Raw genomic sequence first — 15311 nt, forward strand, 5'->3', positions numbered from 1 at the left:
GGCCGCGATCCGCCCGGCGCGCATCGGTTCACCGCCGATCCGTTGACGCCGGCCCCGATTTCCGTCACCCCGCGCAGCCGACGGCCCCGTGCCGCCGGACGGCGCCGCTGTTTTTCGCGACCATGGAACCGCATCACGACACCCATCCTCCCCTCACCCGCGGCATGACGCTGCTGTTCGCCTGCGCGTGCGGCATCGTCATCGGCAACATCTACTACGCGCAGCCGCTGCTCGCCGCGATCGCACGCAGCTTCGGGCGTGCGCCGACCGAGCTCGGCTATCTCGTCACGCTGACGCAGCTCGGCTATGCGGCGAGCCTGCTGCTGATCGTCCCGCTCGGCGACGCGGTCAACCGTCATACGCTGATCGTGCGGCTGCTGATGCTCAACGTCGTCGCGCTGGTCGCGGTCACGTTCAGCACCAACTTCACGATGTTCGTCGTCGCGAACGTCGCAGTCGGCTTCGTCACCTGTTCGACACAGCTGCTCGTGCCGTTCGCCGCATCGCTCGCCGACGCGCGCTCGCGCGGCCGCGCGGTCGGCACCGTGATGAGCGGGCTGCTGCTCGGCATCCTGCTCGCACGCGTCGCGGCCGGCGCGATCGCCGACGGGTTCGGCTGGCGCGCGGTGTACGGCATCGCCGCGGTGATGGTGGCGGCGCTCGCCGCCGTGCTCGCCGTGAAGCTGCCGAAGGATCGCCGCGACGCGCGCCTCGACTATGCGGCGCTGATGAAGTCGCTCGTCGCGCTGGTGCGCGCGCAACCGCTGATCGCGCTGCGCTCCACCTACGGCGCGCTCGTGTTCGCGTGCTTCAGCCTGCTGTGGACGGGCCTCACGTTCCTGCTGAGCCAGCCGCCGTACAGCTATTCCGAAGGGCAGATCGGCCTGTTCGGGATCGTCGGCGCGGTGGGCGCGCTCGCGGCGACGTCGGCCGGCCGGCTGGTCGATCGCGGCCACGGCAATGCGGCGACGGGGCTGTTCGCGGCGGCCGTGCTCGCGTCGTTCGCGCTGATCGCCACCGGCGCGCACTCGCTCGCGGCGCTGATCGCGGGCATCCTGCTGCTCGACGTCGGCGTGCAAGGCATCCACATCTCGAATCAGAGCGTGATCTATGCGCTGGCCGGCAACGCGCGCAGCCGCGTGACGACGATCTACCTGACGAGCTACTTCATCGGCGGTGCGTTCGGGTCGTTCGCGGCGAGCGTCGCGTACGGCATCGACGGCTGGCGCGGCGTGTGCGTCGCGGGAGCGGCGCTCGCGGGCGTGCTGATCGCCTTGTGGCTCGCGTCGCAGCGCGTCGGCGTGCGGCAGGTCACGCAGTGATGCGGTAGCGCGTTTGCGCAGCACGACGAAACAAGGCACGCCGCGCGAAGCGCGGGCGTGCCTTCTTTACGAGGGTGGTCGATACCGTCCGACGCGCGCCAGCGCGTGACCGCTAAGCGGCCTCGTCCGCGAAATCGATCAGCACCTTCATCGCGCGCTGCCGGTCGCCGGCCAGTTCGAATGCGAGGTTCGCGTCGCGCATCGGGAACACGCGCGTGACGGCCGGCCGCAAGTCGACGCGCCCCGCGTTGATCAACTGCACCGCGAGCGCGAATTCCGCGTGGAAGCGGAACGATCCGCAGATCGACAACTCCTTCGCGACCACGACGTTCTGCGGCAGGCTGACATCGCCGCCGAGCCCGAGCTGCACGACGACCCCGCGCGGACGCATCACGTCCAGCCCGTCGCGCAGCGCGCGCGCATTGCCCGAACACTCGATCATCACGTCGAACGTGCCCTTGTCGGCGCCGTAACGCTCGACCCATCCGGTATCGACCGCCGCATTGATCGTGCGGTCGGCGCCGAGCGCGCTCGCCACTTCGAGCGGCGCCTCGACGACGTCGGTCGCGACGATCTCCGCCGCGCCATGCACGCGCGCCGCCGCGACGGCCAGCACGCCGATCGGCCCGCAGCCCGACACGAGCACGCGCTTGCCGATTAGCGGGCCCGCGCGCGACACCGCATGCAGCCCGACCGCGAACGGTTCGGCAAGCGCCGCGAGCGACAGCGGCACGTGATCGGCGACCTTCACGCACTGCACGGCATCGCACACGAGCGCGTTGCGGAACGCGCCCTGCACGTGCGGCATCCGCATCGCGCTGCCGTAGAAGCGCATGTCGAGACACTGGTTCGGCAGCCCCTCGAGGCAGTAGCGGCACGCGCCGCACGGCCGGCTCGGATTGACCGCGACGCGATCGCCGACCTTCACCGACGTGACGTCCGGCGCGACTTCCGCGACCGTGCCGGCCACCTCGTGGCCGAGCACCATCGGCTGCTGCAGCCGGATTGCACCGAAGCCGCCGTGCCGGAAGTAATGAAGATCGGAGCCGCAGATGCCGCCCATCGCGACATCGACGCGCACCTGGCCCGGGCCGATCTCGCCCGGATCCTGCTCTTCCACCCGCAGGTCGTTCGGCCCGTGGATCACGACGCACATGCAACGCATACGCATGACAGCCTCCTCAGGCGACCGGCGTGACCAGCGGCGCGCCGGCGAAGTGCGCGGCGAGGTTGTCGCGCACGAGCCAGCCCATCGACTGGCGCGTCTCGATCGTACCGCTCGCATGGTGCGGCTGCAGCAGCACGTTCGGCAACGCGAGGAAACGCGGGTCGATGTGCGGCTCGTTCCAGAACACGTCGAGCGCGGCACCGGCGATCGCGCCGCGCTCGAGCGCGTCGAGCAGCGCCGGTTCGTCGACGGTCGTGCCGCGCGACACGTTCACCAGATAGCCTTGCGGCCCGAGTGCGTCGAGCACGGCGGCGTCGACAAGGTGGCGCGTCGTCGGCCCGCCCGCGAGCGTGACGATCAGCAGGTCGCACCAGCCGGCCAGCGCCGCAAGGTCGCCGAAGAACCGGTGTGGGCTGTCCTCGCGCGGCGCGACGTCGAAGTAGCCGAGTTCGACATCGAAGCCCGACAGCCGGCGCGCGAGCGTCGAGCCGATCCGGCCGAAGCCGACCACGCCGACGCGCTTGCCGTAAAGCCGCGTGACGAGCGGCATGTCGCCGTCGCGCCATGCGCCGGAACGCACGTACGCGTCGCCGGCGCCGATGCGGCGCATCATCGCGAGCGCGAGCCCGACGCCGAGGTCGGCCACGTCGCCGGTCAGCACGTCGGGCGTGTTCGTTACGCGGATGCCACGTGCGCGCGCGGCGGCGAGATCGATCGCATCGGTGCCGACGCCATAGCAGGAGATGATCTCGAGCTTCGGCAGCGCCGCGATCAGCTCGGCATTCGCGCCGAGATCGCCGCGCGTCGCGATCGCGCGCACGCCGGCGCCGTGTTCGGCGAGGAACGCCGCGCGGTCGGCGGCTTCCCACAGCCGGTGAACGTTATAGCCGGCCAACCATGCGTCGTCCCACGGCTGGTAAGGGCCCGTCATCAGCAGTTCGGGCCGCTGGGTCGATTCGTGCGCCATCTGCGCTTGCTCCTGTCGAGGTAAGTTGAATGCGAAAGCGTGCCGGGCCGCGTCAGCCGCCCGGCGCGTTCATGCGTGCCGCGCGAGCGCATCGGCGTCCGGTGCCGGCGCCGTCTGTGCCGCGTCGAGCGGATCGTCGAGATCGCGGTTCAGCGTTTCCGGCATCCGCGATGTCGTGAACAGCGTGATCAGCGTCAGCAGCACCAGATAGACGGCGATCGGCACCCAGGCACGCACGCCGGCCGTGTGGTCGCCGCCGTGCAGCGCGATCACGGTCGCGATGATCGTCGCGCCGACGAGCGGCGCGATCCCGCCTGCGAGCACGGCCGACACTTCGCGCGAGAACGACACGCCCATGTAGCGATGGCGCGCGCCGAACAGTTCGGGCAGCAGCGCGGCCTGCGCGCCGAGCATCCCCCAGTTCGCGAAGCCCTGCGCGACCGAGATCGCGATCACGCTCGCGACCACGTTCCCCTGGCTGAAGATCCACCACACCGGGAACGCGAGCGCGAGTTGCAGCCACGCGAACGTGCGATACACGCGCACGCGGCCGAAGCGGTCGCTGAGCCGGCCGGCCAGCGGCACCGTGCACGCGCCGACGGTCGCCGCGCACACCAGCGCCAGCGCGCCGATCGGCCCCTTCATCCCGATCACGCCGGCGAGATAGCTGACGGCGAGTGCCTGGTAAATCGACGAGCCGCCGTTCTCGGCCATCCGCAGACCGATACCGATCAGCAGCGAGCGCTTCGAATGCTGCACGGCGCTCTTCAGCGGATTCGCCAGGACCTGCGCGCGCTTCTCGAGCCGCACGAAGGTCGGCGACTCGTGCAGCCGCACACGCATGTAGATCCCGACCGCGACGATCACCGCGCTGAACAGGAACGGCACGCGCCAGCCCCAGCCGTCGGTGACGCGATCGATGTTCGCGAGCAGCAGGAAATAGACGGCCGCCGCGAGCACCGTGCCGAGCTGGATGCCGAGGAACGGCAGCGACGCATAGAAGCCGCGCTTGCCCGGCGGCGCATATTCGGTCATCAGGACGGCAGCGCCGGCCTGTTCCGCACCGGCACCGAGGCCCTGCAGGATGCGCAGCAGGATCAGCAGCGCGGGCGCCCAGTAGCCGGCCGTCGCGAAGGTCGGCAGCACGCCGATCAGCGTGCTCGCGATGCCCATCAGCAGCACCGTCGCGGTCAGTACGAACTTGCGGCCGATCCGGTCGCCGAGCACGCCGAACACGACGCCGCCGAGCGGGCGCACCGCGAAGCCGACGAAGTAGGTGCCGAAGCTCGCGATCAGCCGCATCTCGGCGGTCTGCGCGGGAAAGAACAGCGGCCCGAACACCAGTGCCGACGCGAGCGTGTACAACGCGAAATCGTAGTATTCGAGCGCGCTGCCGAGCGAGCAGGTCCATGCCGCGCGGTTGAGCTGCTTCGTGTCGACGCCGCGGCGCTCGACGGTGTCGCCCGGCGTGCCGGACCCTGCATCGTGCCGCGCGGGCGGCGGGGAAATGCGATCCATCGTTGTCTCCTGTCTCCTGCCTTCCGTTCCGGAACCCGGCGCCATCGCGCCGGGACATCGGCCCGCTCGTATGGCGGACTCTTCTGGGAATTCGGATGCCGGCGCGAGCCGGCGCAACGGTACTGCGCACACGGCGCAAGCACCGTCGCTCAAACGGCGCTGGTCAGCCCGCCGTCGACGAACAGCGTCTGGCCGTTCACGAAATCGGAGGCGGCCGACGCGAGGAAGATCGCCGCGCCGCACAGCTCGTCGACGCGCCCCCAGCGGCCGGCCGGCGTGCGCTTGCACAGCCAGTCCGAGAACGCCGCGTCGTCGACCAGCGCGCGATTCAGTTCGGTTTCGAAATAGCCGGGTGCAAGGCCGTTCGCCTGAATGCCGTGGCGCGCCCAGTCGGCGCACATCCCCTTCGTCAGCATCCGCACCGCGCCCTTGGTCGCCGCATACGGCGCGATCGTCGGCCGCGCGAGCTCGCTCTGCACCGAGCAGATGTTGATGATCTTCCCGCGGCCGCGCGCGATCATGTGCCGCGCGACGGCCTGCGCAACGTTGAACACGCCGTCGAGGTTCACGCGCATCAGCGCATGCCAGTCGTCGGGTTCGAATGCGTCGAGCGGCGCGCGGCGCTGGATGCCCGCGTTGTTCACGAGGATGTCGATCGCGCCGATGCGCGCCTCGAAATCGTCGATCGCCGCGCGTACCTGCGCGTGCTCGGCGACGTCGAACACCGCGTAGTCGGCCGTGAAGCCTTCTTCGCGCAAGTGCCGGACGAGCGTCGCGGCCTTCTCCTCATTGCGATCGTTGATGACGATCGCCGCCCCTGCTTCGGCCAGCCCACGGGCGAGCGTCAGCCCGATCCCGCGACCGGAACCCGTGATCAGTGCGCGGCGGCCGTCGAGGCGGAACCGGTCAAGCGCGTTGGTCATGCGTGTCTCCTCGTGCCAGTCGAGCCGGCGGCCCATCGCGGCCGGTCTCGCGTTGACGGTATCTTCGGCCGCCGGCCGGGCGCCGCGCCAATGGTCTTTTTTGATCCGGTTATCATGAAATCTGATTACAACGCTCGCCTGCCCGCCGCCCATGGAACTCAAGCAATTGCGCGCCTTCGTCACGCTCGCGGAAGAGCTGCATTTCGGGCGCGCCGCGCAGCGCCTGTTCATCGTGCAGCCCGCGCTGAGCATGCAGATCAAGGCGCTCGAGGAAGAGCTCGGCGCGCGCCTGTTCGAGCGCGACCGGCACAAGGTCGAACTGAGCGATACGGGGCGCGTGTTCCTGCCCGAGGCGCGCGCCACGCTGCAGCAGGCCGCGCGTGCGGAACAGATGGCGCGGCTGTCGAGCCGCGGCGAGATCGGCACGCTGCGGATCGCGTTCGTGTCGTCGGTGCTGCCCGTACTGCTGCCGGCCGTGCTGCGCACGATGCGCGAGCGCTATCCGCTGATCGCGCTCGAACTGAAGGACCTGCCGACGCCCGACCAGATCGCCGCGCTGCGCGACCGGCGGATCGATTTCGGGATGATCCGGCTGCCGGCCGCGTATGCGGGCATCGACACGCGTGTGGTGCTCGAGGAAGGCTTCGTCGTCGCGCTGCCGCTCGACCATCCGCTCGCCGCGCACGATGCGATCTCGCCGGCCGCGCTGCGCGGCCAGCCCGCGTTCGTGCTCGCGCGCCGCTACGCGCCGGGCTTTCACGACGACATGCTGCTCGCGCTGAGCCGCGCGGGCACGACGCTCGAGATCGCGCAGGAGTTCGGGGAATTCACGACGATGCTCGCGCTCGTCGCGGCGGGGATGGGAATCGGGCTGATTCCGGCGGAAGCCGCCAGCGCGCTGCCGCCGAACGTGCTCTCGCGGCCGCTTGACCTGGCCGGGCACCGCACCGGCATCGGCCTCGCATGGACCGATCTCGACAGCCCGCTGAAGCGCGCGTTCGTCGCCGCGCTCGAGCAGGTGACGGCCGCTTCAAGCAATAACGGCGGGCAATAACGACAGGCAATAAAAAAGCCCGGCCGGAAAACCGGGCCGGGCTCGTTCGCTACGCAGGCCGCCTTGCGGCGGCCGCGCAACGTGCGGGATTACTTCGCGTTCGCGAATGCGACAGCCGTATCCAGCATGCGGTTCGAGAAACCCCACTCGTTGTCGTACCAGCTCGACACCTTGACGAGGCGGCCCGACACCTTGGTCAGCGTTGCGTCGAACGTCGACGAAGCCGGGTTGTGGTTGAAGTCGATCGACACCAGCGGTGCGTCGTTGTAGCCGAGGATGCCCTTCAGCGCGCCTTCCGATGCTTCCTTCATGATCGCGTTGACTTCCTCGACCGTCGTGTCGCGCTTCGCGATGAACGACAGGTCGACGACCGACACGTTGATCGTCGGGACGCGGATCGCGTAACCGTCAAGCTTGCCGTTCAGTTCCGGCAGCACGAGGCCGACGGCCGAAGCAGCGCCCGTCTTCGTCGGGATCTGGCTATGCGTGGCCGAACGCGCGCGGCGCAGGTCTTCGTGGTAGACGTCCGTCAGCACCTGGTCGTTCGTGTACGCGTGGATCGTCGTCATCAGGCCGGTTTCGAGGCCGATCTTGTCGTTCAGCGGCTTGACGAGCGGCGCGAGGCAGTTCGTCGTGCACGATGCGTTCGAGATGACGGTGTGCTCGGCCTTCAGCACGTTGTGGTTCACGCCGTAGACGATCGTGGCGTCGACGTCCTTGCCGCCCGGCGCCGAGATGATCACCTTCTTCGCGCCGCCCTTCAGGTGCGCGCTCGCCTTTTCCTTCGTCGTGAAGAAGCCCGTGCATTCCATCACGACGTCGACGCCCAGCTCGCCCCACGGCAGTTCGGCCGGGTTGCGGTTCGCCAGCACGCGGATCTTGTCACCGTTCACGACGAGGTAATCGCCGTCGACCGACACTTCACCGGGGAACTTGCCGTGCGCGGTGTCGTACTGGGTCAGGTGCGCGTTGGTCTTCGCATCGCCCAGATCGTTGATCGCGACGATCTCGATGTCGTGCTTCTTGCCGTTCTCGTAGAACGCGCGCAGCGTGTTGCGGCCGATACGGCCGTAGCCGTTGATTGCGACGCGAATCGTCATGGTCTATCTCCTGATGGCTGAAAAAATTCGTTTCGTGCAGCTTCACGGTGCGACGCGCGCGAGGGGTAGCGCGCATCGCGTATGTCTTTAGGCCAGCACGGCCTTGGCCGTCTCGACGACGTGCTCGACGGTGAAGCCGAAGTGCTTGAACAGCACGCCGGCCGGCGCCGATTCACCGAACGTGTCGATCCCGACGACGCCGCCTTCCAGGCCGACGTACTTGTGCCAGAAGGCGGTCACGCCGGCTTCGATCGCGACGCGGCGCACGCCGTGCGGCAGCACGCGTTCGCGGTATTCGGCGTCCTGGCGGTCGAACACGTTGGTCGACGGAATCGACACGACGCGGGCCGCGATGCCCTGCTGCGCGAGCGGTGCGACGGCCTTCATCGCGAGTTCGACTTCCGAGCCCGTCGCGATCAGGATGATCTTGCGCGCGACGATCTCTTCGTCCCAGTCCTTCAGCACGTAGCCGCCCTTCTCGATGTTCGCGATCTGCGCATCGGTACGCGGGTTGAAGGCGAGATTCTGGCGGCTGAAGATCAGGCTCGACGGACGGTCGGCTGCGATCGCGTGGGTCCACGCGACGGCCGTCTCGACCGTGTCGGCCGGACGCCACACGTCGTGGTTCGGGATCAGGCGCAGGCTCGACACGTGCTCGATCGACTGGTGCGTCGGGCCGTCTTCGCCGAGGCCGATCGAATCGTGCGTGAACACGAAGATCGACGGCACCTTCATCAGCGCAGCCACGCGCAGCGCGTTGCGGCTGTAGTCGGAGAACGTCAGGAACGTGCCGCCGAACGGCTTGTGGCCGCCATGCAGCGCGAGGCCGTTGATCGCGGCGCTCATGCCGAATTCGCGCACGCCGTAGTTGATGTGGTTGCCCAGCTGGACGCCCGGGCCTTCCGGATTCGCACGGACGGCCTTCGACGCCTTCCAGTTGGTCAGGTTCGAGCCGGTCAGGTCGGCCGAGCCGCCGAGCAGCTCGGGCAGCGCGGCAGCCAAGCCTTCGATCGCCTGCTGCGACGCCTTGCGGGTCGCCACCGTCTCGCCGCGCTCGTTCGCGCCGGCGACGATCGCCGCAGCCTTCTGCGCCCAGTCGGCCGGCAGCTGGTTGGCCATCCGGCGCTCGAATTCAGCGGCTTCTGCCGGGAACTTGGCGCGATAAGCAGCGAACGTCGCATCCCATTCGGTTTCCGCGCGCTTGCCGGCTTCCTTCGCGTCCCATGCCGCATAGACTTCCTGCGGAATCACGAACGGTGCCCACGTCCAGCCGAGTGCTTCGCGCGTCTTCGCGATTTCTTCCGCGCCGAGCGCCGAGCCGTGCACGTCGTGGCCGCCGGCCTTGGTCGCCGCGCCCTGGCCGATCACCGTCTTGCAGCAGATCAGCGTCGGCTTGTCCGACAGCTTCGCCTTCGCGATGGCTGCGTCGACCGCGTCGACGTCATGGCCGTTCACGTTCGGGATCACGTTCCAGCCGTAGGCTTCGAAACGCTTCGGGGTATCGTCGTGGAACCAGTTCACGACGTCGCCGTCGATCGAGATGCCGTTGTCGTCGTACAGCGCGATCAGCTTGTTCAGCTTCAGCGTGCCGGCGAGCGAGCAGGCTTCGTGCGAGATGCCTTCCATCAGGCAGCCGTCGCCGAGGAACACGTACGTGTGGTGATCGACGATCTTCGCGCCGTCACGGTTGAACTCGTCGGCCATCAGCGCTTCGCCGAGCGCCATGCCGACCGCGTTCGCGAGACCCTGGCCGAGCGGGCCGGTGGTCGTCTCGACGCCCGGCGTGATGCCGTATTCCGGGTGGCCCGGCGTCTTCGAGTGCAGCTGGCGGAAGTTCTTCAGCTCTTCGATCGGCAGGTCGTAGCCGGTCAGGTGCAGCAGCGAGTACAGCAGCATCGAGCCATGGCCGTTCGACAGCACGAAGCGGTCGCGGTCCGCCCAGTGCGGGTTCGTCGGGTTGTGCTTCAGATGGCGCGACCAGAGCGCGACGCCGATTTCGGCCATGCCCATCGGCATGCCGGGGTGGCCGGAGTTCGCTTGCTGGACGGCGTCCATCGCGAGCGCACGGATCGCGTTGGCCATCAGGGTGGTGGAGGCGGGAGACGAAGTCGTCATGTCGAGTCCGGAGAACGAGTCGAGGAAACGGGGGCACGGCGGCATCCGGAAGCTCGAGCGTCAATCGTTCCCGGCGCGCGGTGCGGCGCCTGACGGACGCGAAGCGGACGGAGCCTACGGACGGGGCTGCAAAGCTCGTCATTTTAACAGATGGGCTGACATTTCCCTTGTCTATGCACAGTGTTCCGGCACGGTTTTCCGTCAAACTGCCCGCCTCCTATAATTCAGACGTCGGAACTGCCAGCCCTGAGCCGCCCGCCCGTGAGCACGACACTTCTCTTCCACCCTACGCCCGACGCCGCCTACGGCTTCCCGAACGCCCGGCGGCTCGCGCGCGTCGCGTCCCCGCACCAGCAGATCGAAGTCTGGGAAACCCCGCAGCTCGGCCGCCTGTTTACGCTGGACGGCCGGCCGATGACGTCGGTCGGCGACGAGTACGTCTATCACGAGTGCATGACGCACCCGGCCGCGCTCGCGCACCCGTCGCCGCGCCGGGCGCTCGTGCTCGGCGGCGGCGACGGCGGCGCGGCGCGCCAGTTGCTCAAGCATGCGTGCATCGAGCGGATCGTGATCGCGGAACTCGACGACGAGGTGGTCGGGATGGCGCGCCGCTATCTCGACGACGTGCACCAGGGCGCGCTCGACGATCCGCGCGTCGAGGTCGTGATCGGCGACGCCGCGCATTTCGTCGAGTCGACCGTCGAGCATTTCGATCTCGTCGTGTTCGACCTCACCCCGCCCGATTCGCCGGCGGCCGGCCTTTATACCCGCGCGTTCTACGCGCGGCTCAAGCGGATCCTGACGCCGTGCGGCGCGATCTCGATGCACCTCGGCTCGCCGGTGTTCCACGCGGCGCGCATCGCCGCGCTGCTCGACGACCTGCGCGCGTGCTTCGCGGTCGTCGATCCGTTGTCCGCGCACGTGCCGCTGTACGGCTCGCAGTGGCTGATGGCGATCGCGAGCGACACGCTCGACGCGGCCGCGCTGTTCGCCCACGACATCGACGAACGGCTCGCCGCCCGTCGCGTCCAGGGCTTGCGCTACTACGACGCGCGGCTGCATGCGTCCCTGTTTGCCCTGCCGTGCGCGCTGCGCGATACACTGGGCGTTCGCCGCTGAACGTCCGGGCGGCCGCCTCGCTTCCGTTTTCCATCGCGTCTTCGCAGGATTCGTGATGCATCGCACCGGAGCGGAACGCCCCGGACGCCGCACCGCCCCCTGAACGAACGCCGGCGCATGGAATCAGAGCACGTGCCGAAGCGCCCCCACAGGAGATTTTCATGACCGATCCACGTCCGGCCAACGTGCCTTGGTTGACGCCCTACCTGGCCGTACGCAACGCGCGCGCGGCCATCGATTTCTTCCAGGCCGCGTTCGGCTTCGAGCTGCGCGACGTGCACGACGAGGACGGCGCGATCATGCACGTCGAGATGGCCTACCGCGGCCAGCTGATCGTGATGTTCGCGCCCGAGGGCGCGTTCGGCTCGACCGCGCTCACGCCGAAGAGCGCGAACGCCATCGCGCCGCAATCGTTCTATCTGTATGTCGACGACGTCGACGCCACCTGGCAGCGCGCGCTCGACGCGGGCGCGAAATCGCTGAGTGCGCCGCAGGATCAGTTCTGGGGCGACCGGTTCGCGCAGATCGAGGATCTCGACGGCTACCGATGGGCGCTCGGGCGCCGTCTCGACGCATGACCCACACTGCTACACGCATGAACGAAGCCACCACCACCGCGGCCGTGCCGCGCTTTTTCGTCGACGCGGCACTGCGCGCCGACGCCACGCTCGCGTTGCCGGCCGATGTCGCGCGCCACGCGCAGGTGCTGCGCCTGCAGCCCGGCGACATGCTCGCGCTGTTCGACGGCACCGGCGGCCAGTACCGCGCGCGGCTCGTCGAGATCGACAAGCGCAGCGCGCTCGCGCAGATCGACACGTTCGACCCGGCCGAAGCCGAGCCGCCCTATCGCGTGACGCTCGCGCAAGGCATCGCCGGCGGCGACAAGATGGACTGGGTGATCGAGAAGGCCGTCGAGCTCGGCGTAACGGCGGTCGTGCCGCTGTCGACCGCGCGCGGCGTCGTGAAGCTCACCGGCGAGCGCGCGGACAAGCGCGTCGCGCACTGGCGCGGCGTCGTGCGCGCGTCGTGCGAGCAATGCGGGCGCAACCGCGTGCCCGACGTCGCTCAGGTCGTCGGCTTCCACGCGTGGCTCGATACGCTGCCGGCCGCACCGGCCGACGGCGAGCTGCGGCTGCTGCTGTCGCCACGCGCGAGCATCCCGTTCGCGTCTTTGCCCGACGCGCCGCCGGCCGCAACCGTCACGCTGCTGATCGGGCCGGAAGGCGGGCTGTCGCCCGACGAGGAAAACGCGGCGCGCGCACGCGGGTTCACCGCGCTGTCGCTTGGGCCGCGCGTGCTGCGCACCGAGACGGCCGGCGCGGCCGTGCTCGCCGCGCTCGCCGCGCGCTGGGGCGGGTGGTGATGGCAAGGCGCGGCCGGGCACGCGCCGCGGCATGCCGTCGACGCACCGCGCCGACCCTCACCGCGCCGCGCTCAACGGCTCGATGTCGATGACGGGAGAAGCCTGGAGCGCCGACGCCAGCGCGTCGAGGTTGTCCGCGTCGAGCGCGAGCGCCGGCGCGAAGAACCGCAGCCTCGGGGCCGGCGGCGTCGCCCGGATCGCCTTGATCAGCGGACCGCGATAGCGCAGGTTCATCATCATCTGGGCCGTCTGCACGATGGTGATCGGCCGGCCGTCATGCTGAAACGTGGCGGCATCCACCGTGTCGTTCCAGCCCTGGATGAAGCCGCCGGCGTCGATCCGCGTGTTCAGGTCGATCCAGCGCTGCTTCTTCGCATCCGCGCCGTCGTCCGATGCCTTCAGCGCCTCGGATGCACGGCTCACGTCGGCATCGTGCTTCGCCCGCCATGCCATGTAGCCGAGCGCGAACACCATGTTGTCCGGCAGGATGTCGTCGTCCTGCACCACGTCGAACAGGCGCCGCGGCGCCTGGTTCGCGACGAACGCCGGCGTCAGGATCCACACGCTCCCGTTGCGCAACGCGCCGGTCGTCCTGCCGAGCGCGGCGTCGCCGCTGTCGACCGAGATGCGCGTCAACAGACCAGCCTCGACCAGTTCGTCCAGTTGCGTCGCCAGTGCCGGCGACGCGTGAATCGCGCCGGCCACCGCTGCATACTGGCCGGGCGTCGAGCGCGTGCGCAGATCGGCAAGCAGCCGCTCGACGGCGACATGCGCCGCCGGCGAAGCCGTCATCGGAGCCGGTTCGGTCGCGCCGGCGTCCGCAACGACCGCGCCGCCGATCAAAACAACGGCTGCGGCAACCCGCAGCCCTCGCGTGAAGATCCTCATCGCTCGCTCCCCGTTTGCAGGCCCGGTGCGCCGGCGACGCGCGCCGACCGCCGGGATGCCATCGCTTACTGATCGGCTTCGCCGCCCGATTTGCTGATCGGGTCGAGCAACGCGTCGACCAGCGGCGACAGCACGTCACCCGGGGAACCCGTGAGCCAGCCCGTTTCGTTCGTGCCGTAGAGGTCGAGCTGCCCCGTCACCGTGCGGCTCATCGGCGCGTCGTCATAGACTTTCGCGATGCCCGTGAAATACGCCGTGATGAAGGTCGTCAGGGCCTTGTTGGTTTTCAGGCGCGGATTGCCGAGCTTCTCTTTCAGCGCGTTCACGCCGGGCTCGACGTCCACGACGCGGCACGAAAAATCGACCGTCGCGATCGACTGACCCTCGACGTATTCGTTGGGCTTCTGCGTCGAACCGGTGGCCTTGCATTCGGAACGGGCCAGCCCCTGCTGATACGACGTGATCGACGCGCTGACCGGCCCGCGCAATGCGGAACGGGACTTGGGCGGCATTCTCGCCAGCAAGCCGGTGACCAGACGCTCGTGCATCGTGTCGCCGAGCTTCGAGACGGCCGCCACGTCGAGCGCGTCCTTGCCGTCGAAGCGCGTGCGCATCGCATCGTTGAACTGCGCCGCCTTCGCGACGTCGCCATTGACGAAGGCACCGAGATACAGGTCGGTGGTCTGCTCGGGCGTCAGCACCGCCGCGTGCGCGGCACCGGCCACGACGAGCATGGACAGCACGGCCGCGCGGGTGGCACGGAACAACGGAAGACGCGCGCCGCGGCGCGCATGAAGGGAAAGGTTCATCGGTCGGGTCATGAAGGGTTCGTATCGCTCGGGCCGGCGTGGCGGCCTCATTGCTGGCTGGCGGCGACCGCCGCGACAACGGGGCCGGACAGCGCGTCGACGACGGGCTTCAGCAGGCTCTCGGGGCTGTCGGTCGTCCAGCCCTTGCGGTCCGAACCGACCATCTCGACCTGCCCCGTGATGCGCCGGGTGACCCGTGCGTCGTTGAACGCGCGCGCCACGCCGATGAACCCCGTCCTGGCCGCCGCGAAGCGCTGCTGATCGGTCTTCGCGTCCTTGCCGGCCGTCATGACCGCGTCGCTCGGTGGCGTGACGTCGGCCACCTTGCATTCGAAACTGACCGTGGCGAGTTCCTGCCCCTTCCCGCCTGCACGCGGCGTGCGCTTCGCACCGGTGGCCTTGCACTGCGAGCGCCGCAACGCGCCCGTGTACGCGACCAGCATCGAGTCGAGCGACGGCGCCAGCGCCTCGCGCCCGGCATCCGACATCGACGCCATCACCTGCCCAAGCATCTGTTCGCGCATCTCGCTGTACATGTCGGCCGGCAGCAGCATGTTCTTGGCATCCTTCGGATCGGCGGTCGCGCTTACCGTGGCGTTGAATTGCTCGACCTTGGCCGCGTCGTTGTTGACGATCGCGCCCAGATAAATGTCGAGGGTCTGTTCGGGGGTGAGCGACGCGGCCTGCGCGGCCAGCGGGATGCCGAGCGACAGGGCGCACGCGGCCAGCGCGTGCACAAGCGGGCGGCGCACGCACGCGCGCGCCGCGAATCGGGTAGCGATCATGGGAAAACGGCCCTCTCTCGAATGATTGGTGTTGTGCGCCCGGCGCGGTGGCCGCGGCCGGGCTGACCGATTGTCGCGGAAAAAGGTGTGCGATGAAAGGTTTTTGTCGGGCCAGATGCTGTGCGCGCGACACGCGCGGACGCAAAAAAGCCCGCTCGAAGCGGGCTTTTTTTGACGGGG

The 15311-nt window shown here is 68.9% G+C and carries 14 protein-coding genes; 5 read left to right on the plus strand and 9 right to left on the minus strand.

Annotated elements, in window-relative coordinates:
* Positions 1-122: 122 nt before the first annotated feature.
* Positions 123-1322 carry an MFS transporter gene (locus QZM67_RS19700; RefSeq protein ID WP_301805978.1) on the plus strand — a complete coding sequence of 400 codons (1200 nt, stop codon included), beginning with the start codon at positions 123-125 and terminating at the stop codon, positions 1320-1322.
* Positions 1323-1434: 112 nt separating this feature from the next.
* On the opposite strand, the gene QZM67_RS19705 is transcribed toward QZM67_RS19700, so the two are convergent.
* The 4 genes from QZM67_RS19705 to QZM67_RS19720 form a co-directional block, all read right to left on the minus strand.
* On the minus strand, positions 1435-2493 hold the full coding sequence (locus QZM67_RS19705; RefSeq protein ID WP_175021577.1) for an L-idonate 5-dehydrogenase: 1059 nt from the start codon (positions 2491-2493) through the stop codon (positions 1435-1437).
* Between the two features lie 10 nt (positions 2494-2503).
* Entirely contained in the window at positions 2504-3457 is a 954-nt protein-coding gene (locus QZM67_RS19710) for a 2-hydroxyacid dehydrogenase (RefSeq protein ID WP_301805980.1), read from the minus strand.
* 69 nt (positions 3458-3526) lie between these two features.
* A complete protein-coding gene (locus QZM67_RS19715) occupies positions 3527-4975 on the minus strand; it encodes an MFS transporter (RefSeq protein ID WP_301805983.1) in 1449 nt (482 codons plus the stop codon).
* A gap of 149 nt (positions 4976-5124) precedes the next feature.
* Complete coding sequence (locus tag QZM67_RS19720; RefSeq protein WP_043191894.1) at positions 5125-5898, minus strand: SDR family NAD(P)-dependent oxidoreductase; 774 nt, start codon at positions 5896-5898, stop codon at positions 5125-5127.
* A gap of 151 nt (positions 5899-6049) precedes the next feature.
* On the opposite strand from QZM67_RS19720, the gene QZM67_RS19725 reads away from it, so the two are divergent.
* Complete coding sequence (locus tag QZM67_RS19725) at positions 6050-6952, plus strand: LysR substrate-binding domain-containing protein (RefSeq protein WP_175021575.1); 903 nt, start codon at positions 6050-6052, stop codon at positions 6950-6952.
* Positions 6953-7041: 89 nt separating this feature from the next.
* Here the strand turns inward: QZM67_RS19725 and gap are convergent, their stop codons facing one another.
* Positions 7042-8052: a type I glyceraldehyde-3-phosphate dehydrogenase gene (gene gap / locus QZM67_RS19730; protein WP_122944451.1), complete on the minus strand. Its 1011-nt coding sequence runs from the start codon at positions 8050-8052 to the stop codon at positions 7042-7044.
* Between the two features lie 87 nt (positions 8053-8139).
* Positions 8140-10212: a transketolase gene (tkt, locus tag QZM67_RS19735; protein WP_301805988.1), complete on the minus strand. Its 2073-nt coding sequence runs from the start codon at positions 10210-10212 to the stop codon at positions 8140-8142.
* A gap of 216 nt (positions 10213-10428) precedes the next feature.
* On the opposite strand from tkt, the gene speE reads away from it, so the two are divergent.
* The 3 genes from speE to QZM67_RS19750 all read left to right on the plus strand — a co-directional run bounded on the left by speE (position 10429) and on the right by QZM67_RS19750 (position 12649).
* Complete coding sequence (gene speE / locus QZM67_RS19740) at positions 10429-11286, plus strand: polyamine aminopropyltransferase (protein WP_043191302.1); 858 nt, start codon at positions 10429-10431, stop codon at positions 11284-11286.
* A 161-nt stretch (positions 11287-11447) separates the two neighbouring features.
* A complete protein-coding gene (locus QZM67_RS19745; RefSeq protein ID WP_043191303.1) occupies positions 11448-11864 on the plus strand; it encodes a glyoxalase/bleomycin resistance/extradiol dioxygenase family protein in 417 nt (138 codons plus the stop codon).
* A 17-nt stretch (positions 11865-11881) separates the two neighbouring features.
* On the plus strand, positions 11882-12649 hold the full coding sequence (locus QZM67_RS19750) for a 16S rRNA (uracil(1498)-N(3))-methyltransferase (protein WP_301805993.1): 768 nt from the start codon (positions 11882-11884) through the stop codon (positions 12647-12649).
* A 57-nt stretch (positions 12650-12706) separates the two neighbouring features.
* On the opposite strand, the gene QZM67_RS19755 is transcribed toward QZM67_RS19750, so the two are convergent.
* From QZM67_RS19755 to QZM67_RS19765, 3 genes are all read right to left on the minus strand, one after another.
* The gene (locus tag QZM67_RS19755; RefSeq protein WP_301805995.1) at positions 12707-13441 is read right to left on the minus strand and encodes a hypothetical protein; all 735 of its coding nucleotides are present in this window, start codon (positions 13439-13441) and stop codon (positions 12707-12709) included.
* Between the two features lie 161 nt (positions 13442-13602).
* Complete coding sequence (locus QZM67_RS19760; RefSeq protein WP_235995842.1) at positions 13603-14358, minus strand: hypothetical protein; 756 nt, start codon at positions 14356-14358, stop codon at positions 13603-13605.
* Between the two features lie 35 nt (positions 14359-14393).
* Positions 14394-15131: a hypothetical protein gene (locus QZM67_RS19765; protein ID WP_301805997.1), complete on the minus strand. Its 738-nt coding sequence runs from the start codon at positions 15129-15131 to the stop codon at positions 14394-14396.
* Between the last annotated feature and the right edge of the window lie 180 nt (positions 15132-15311).

This window comes from Burkholderia sp. AU45251 (assembly GCF_030482905.1).
GTDB lineage: Bacteria > Pseudomonadota > Gammaproteobacteria > Burkholderiales > Burkholderiaceae > Burkholderia > Burkholderia aenigmatica.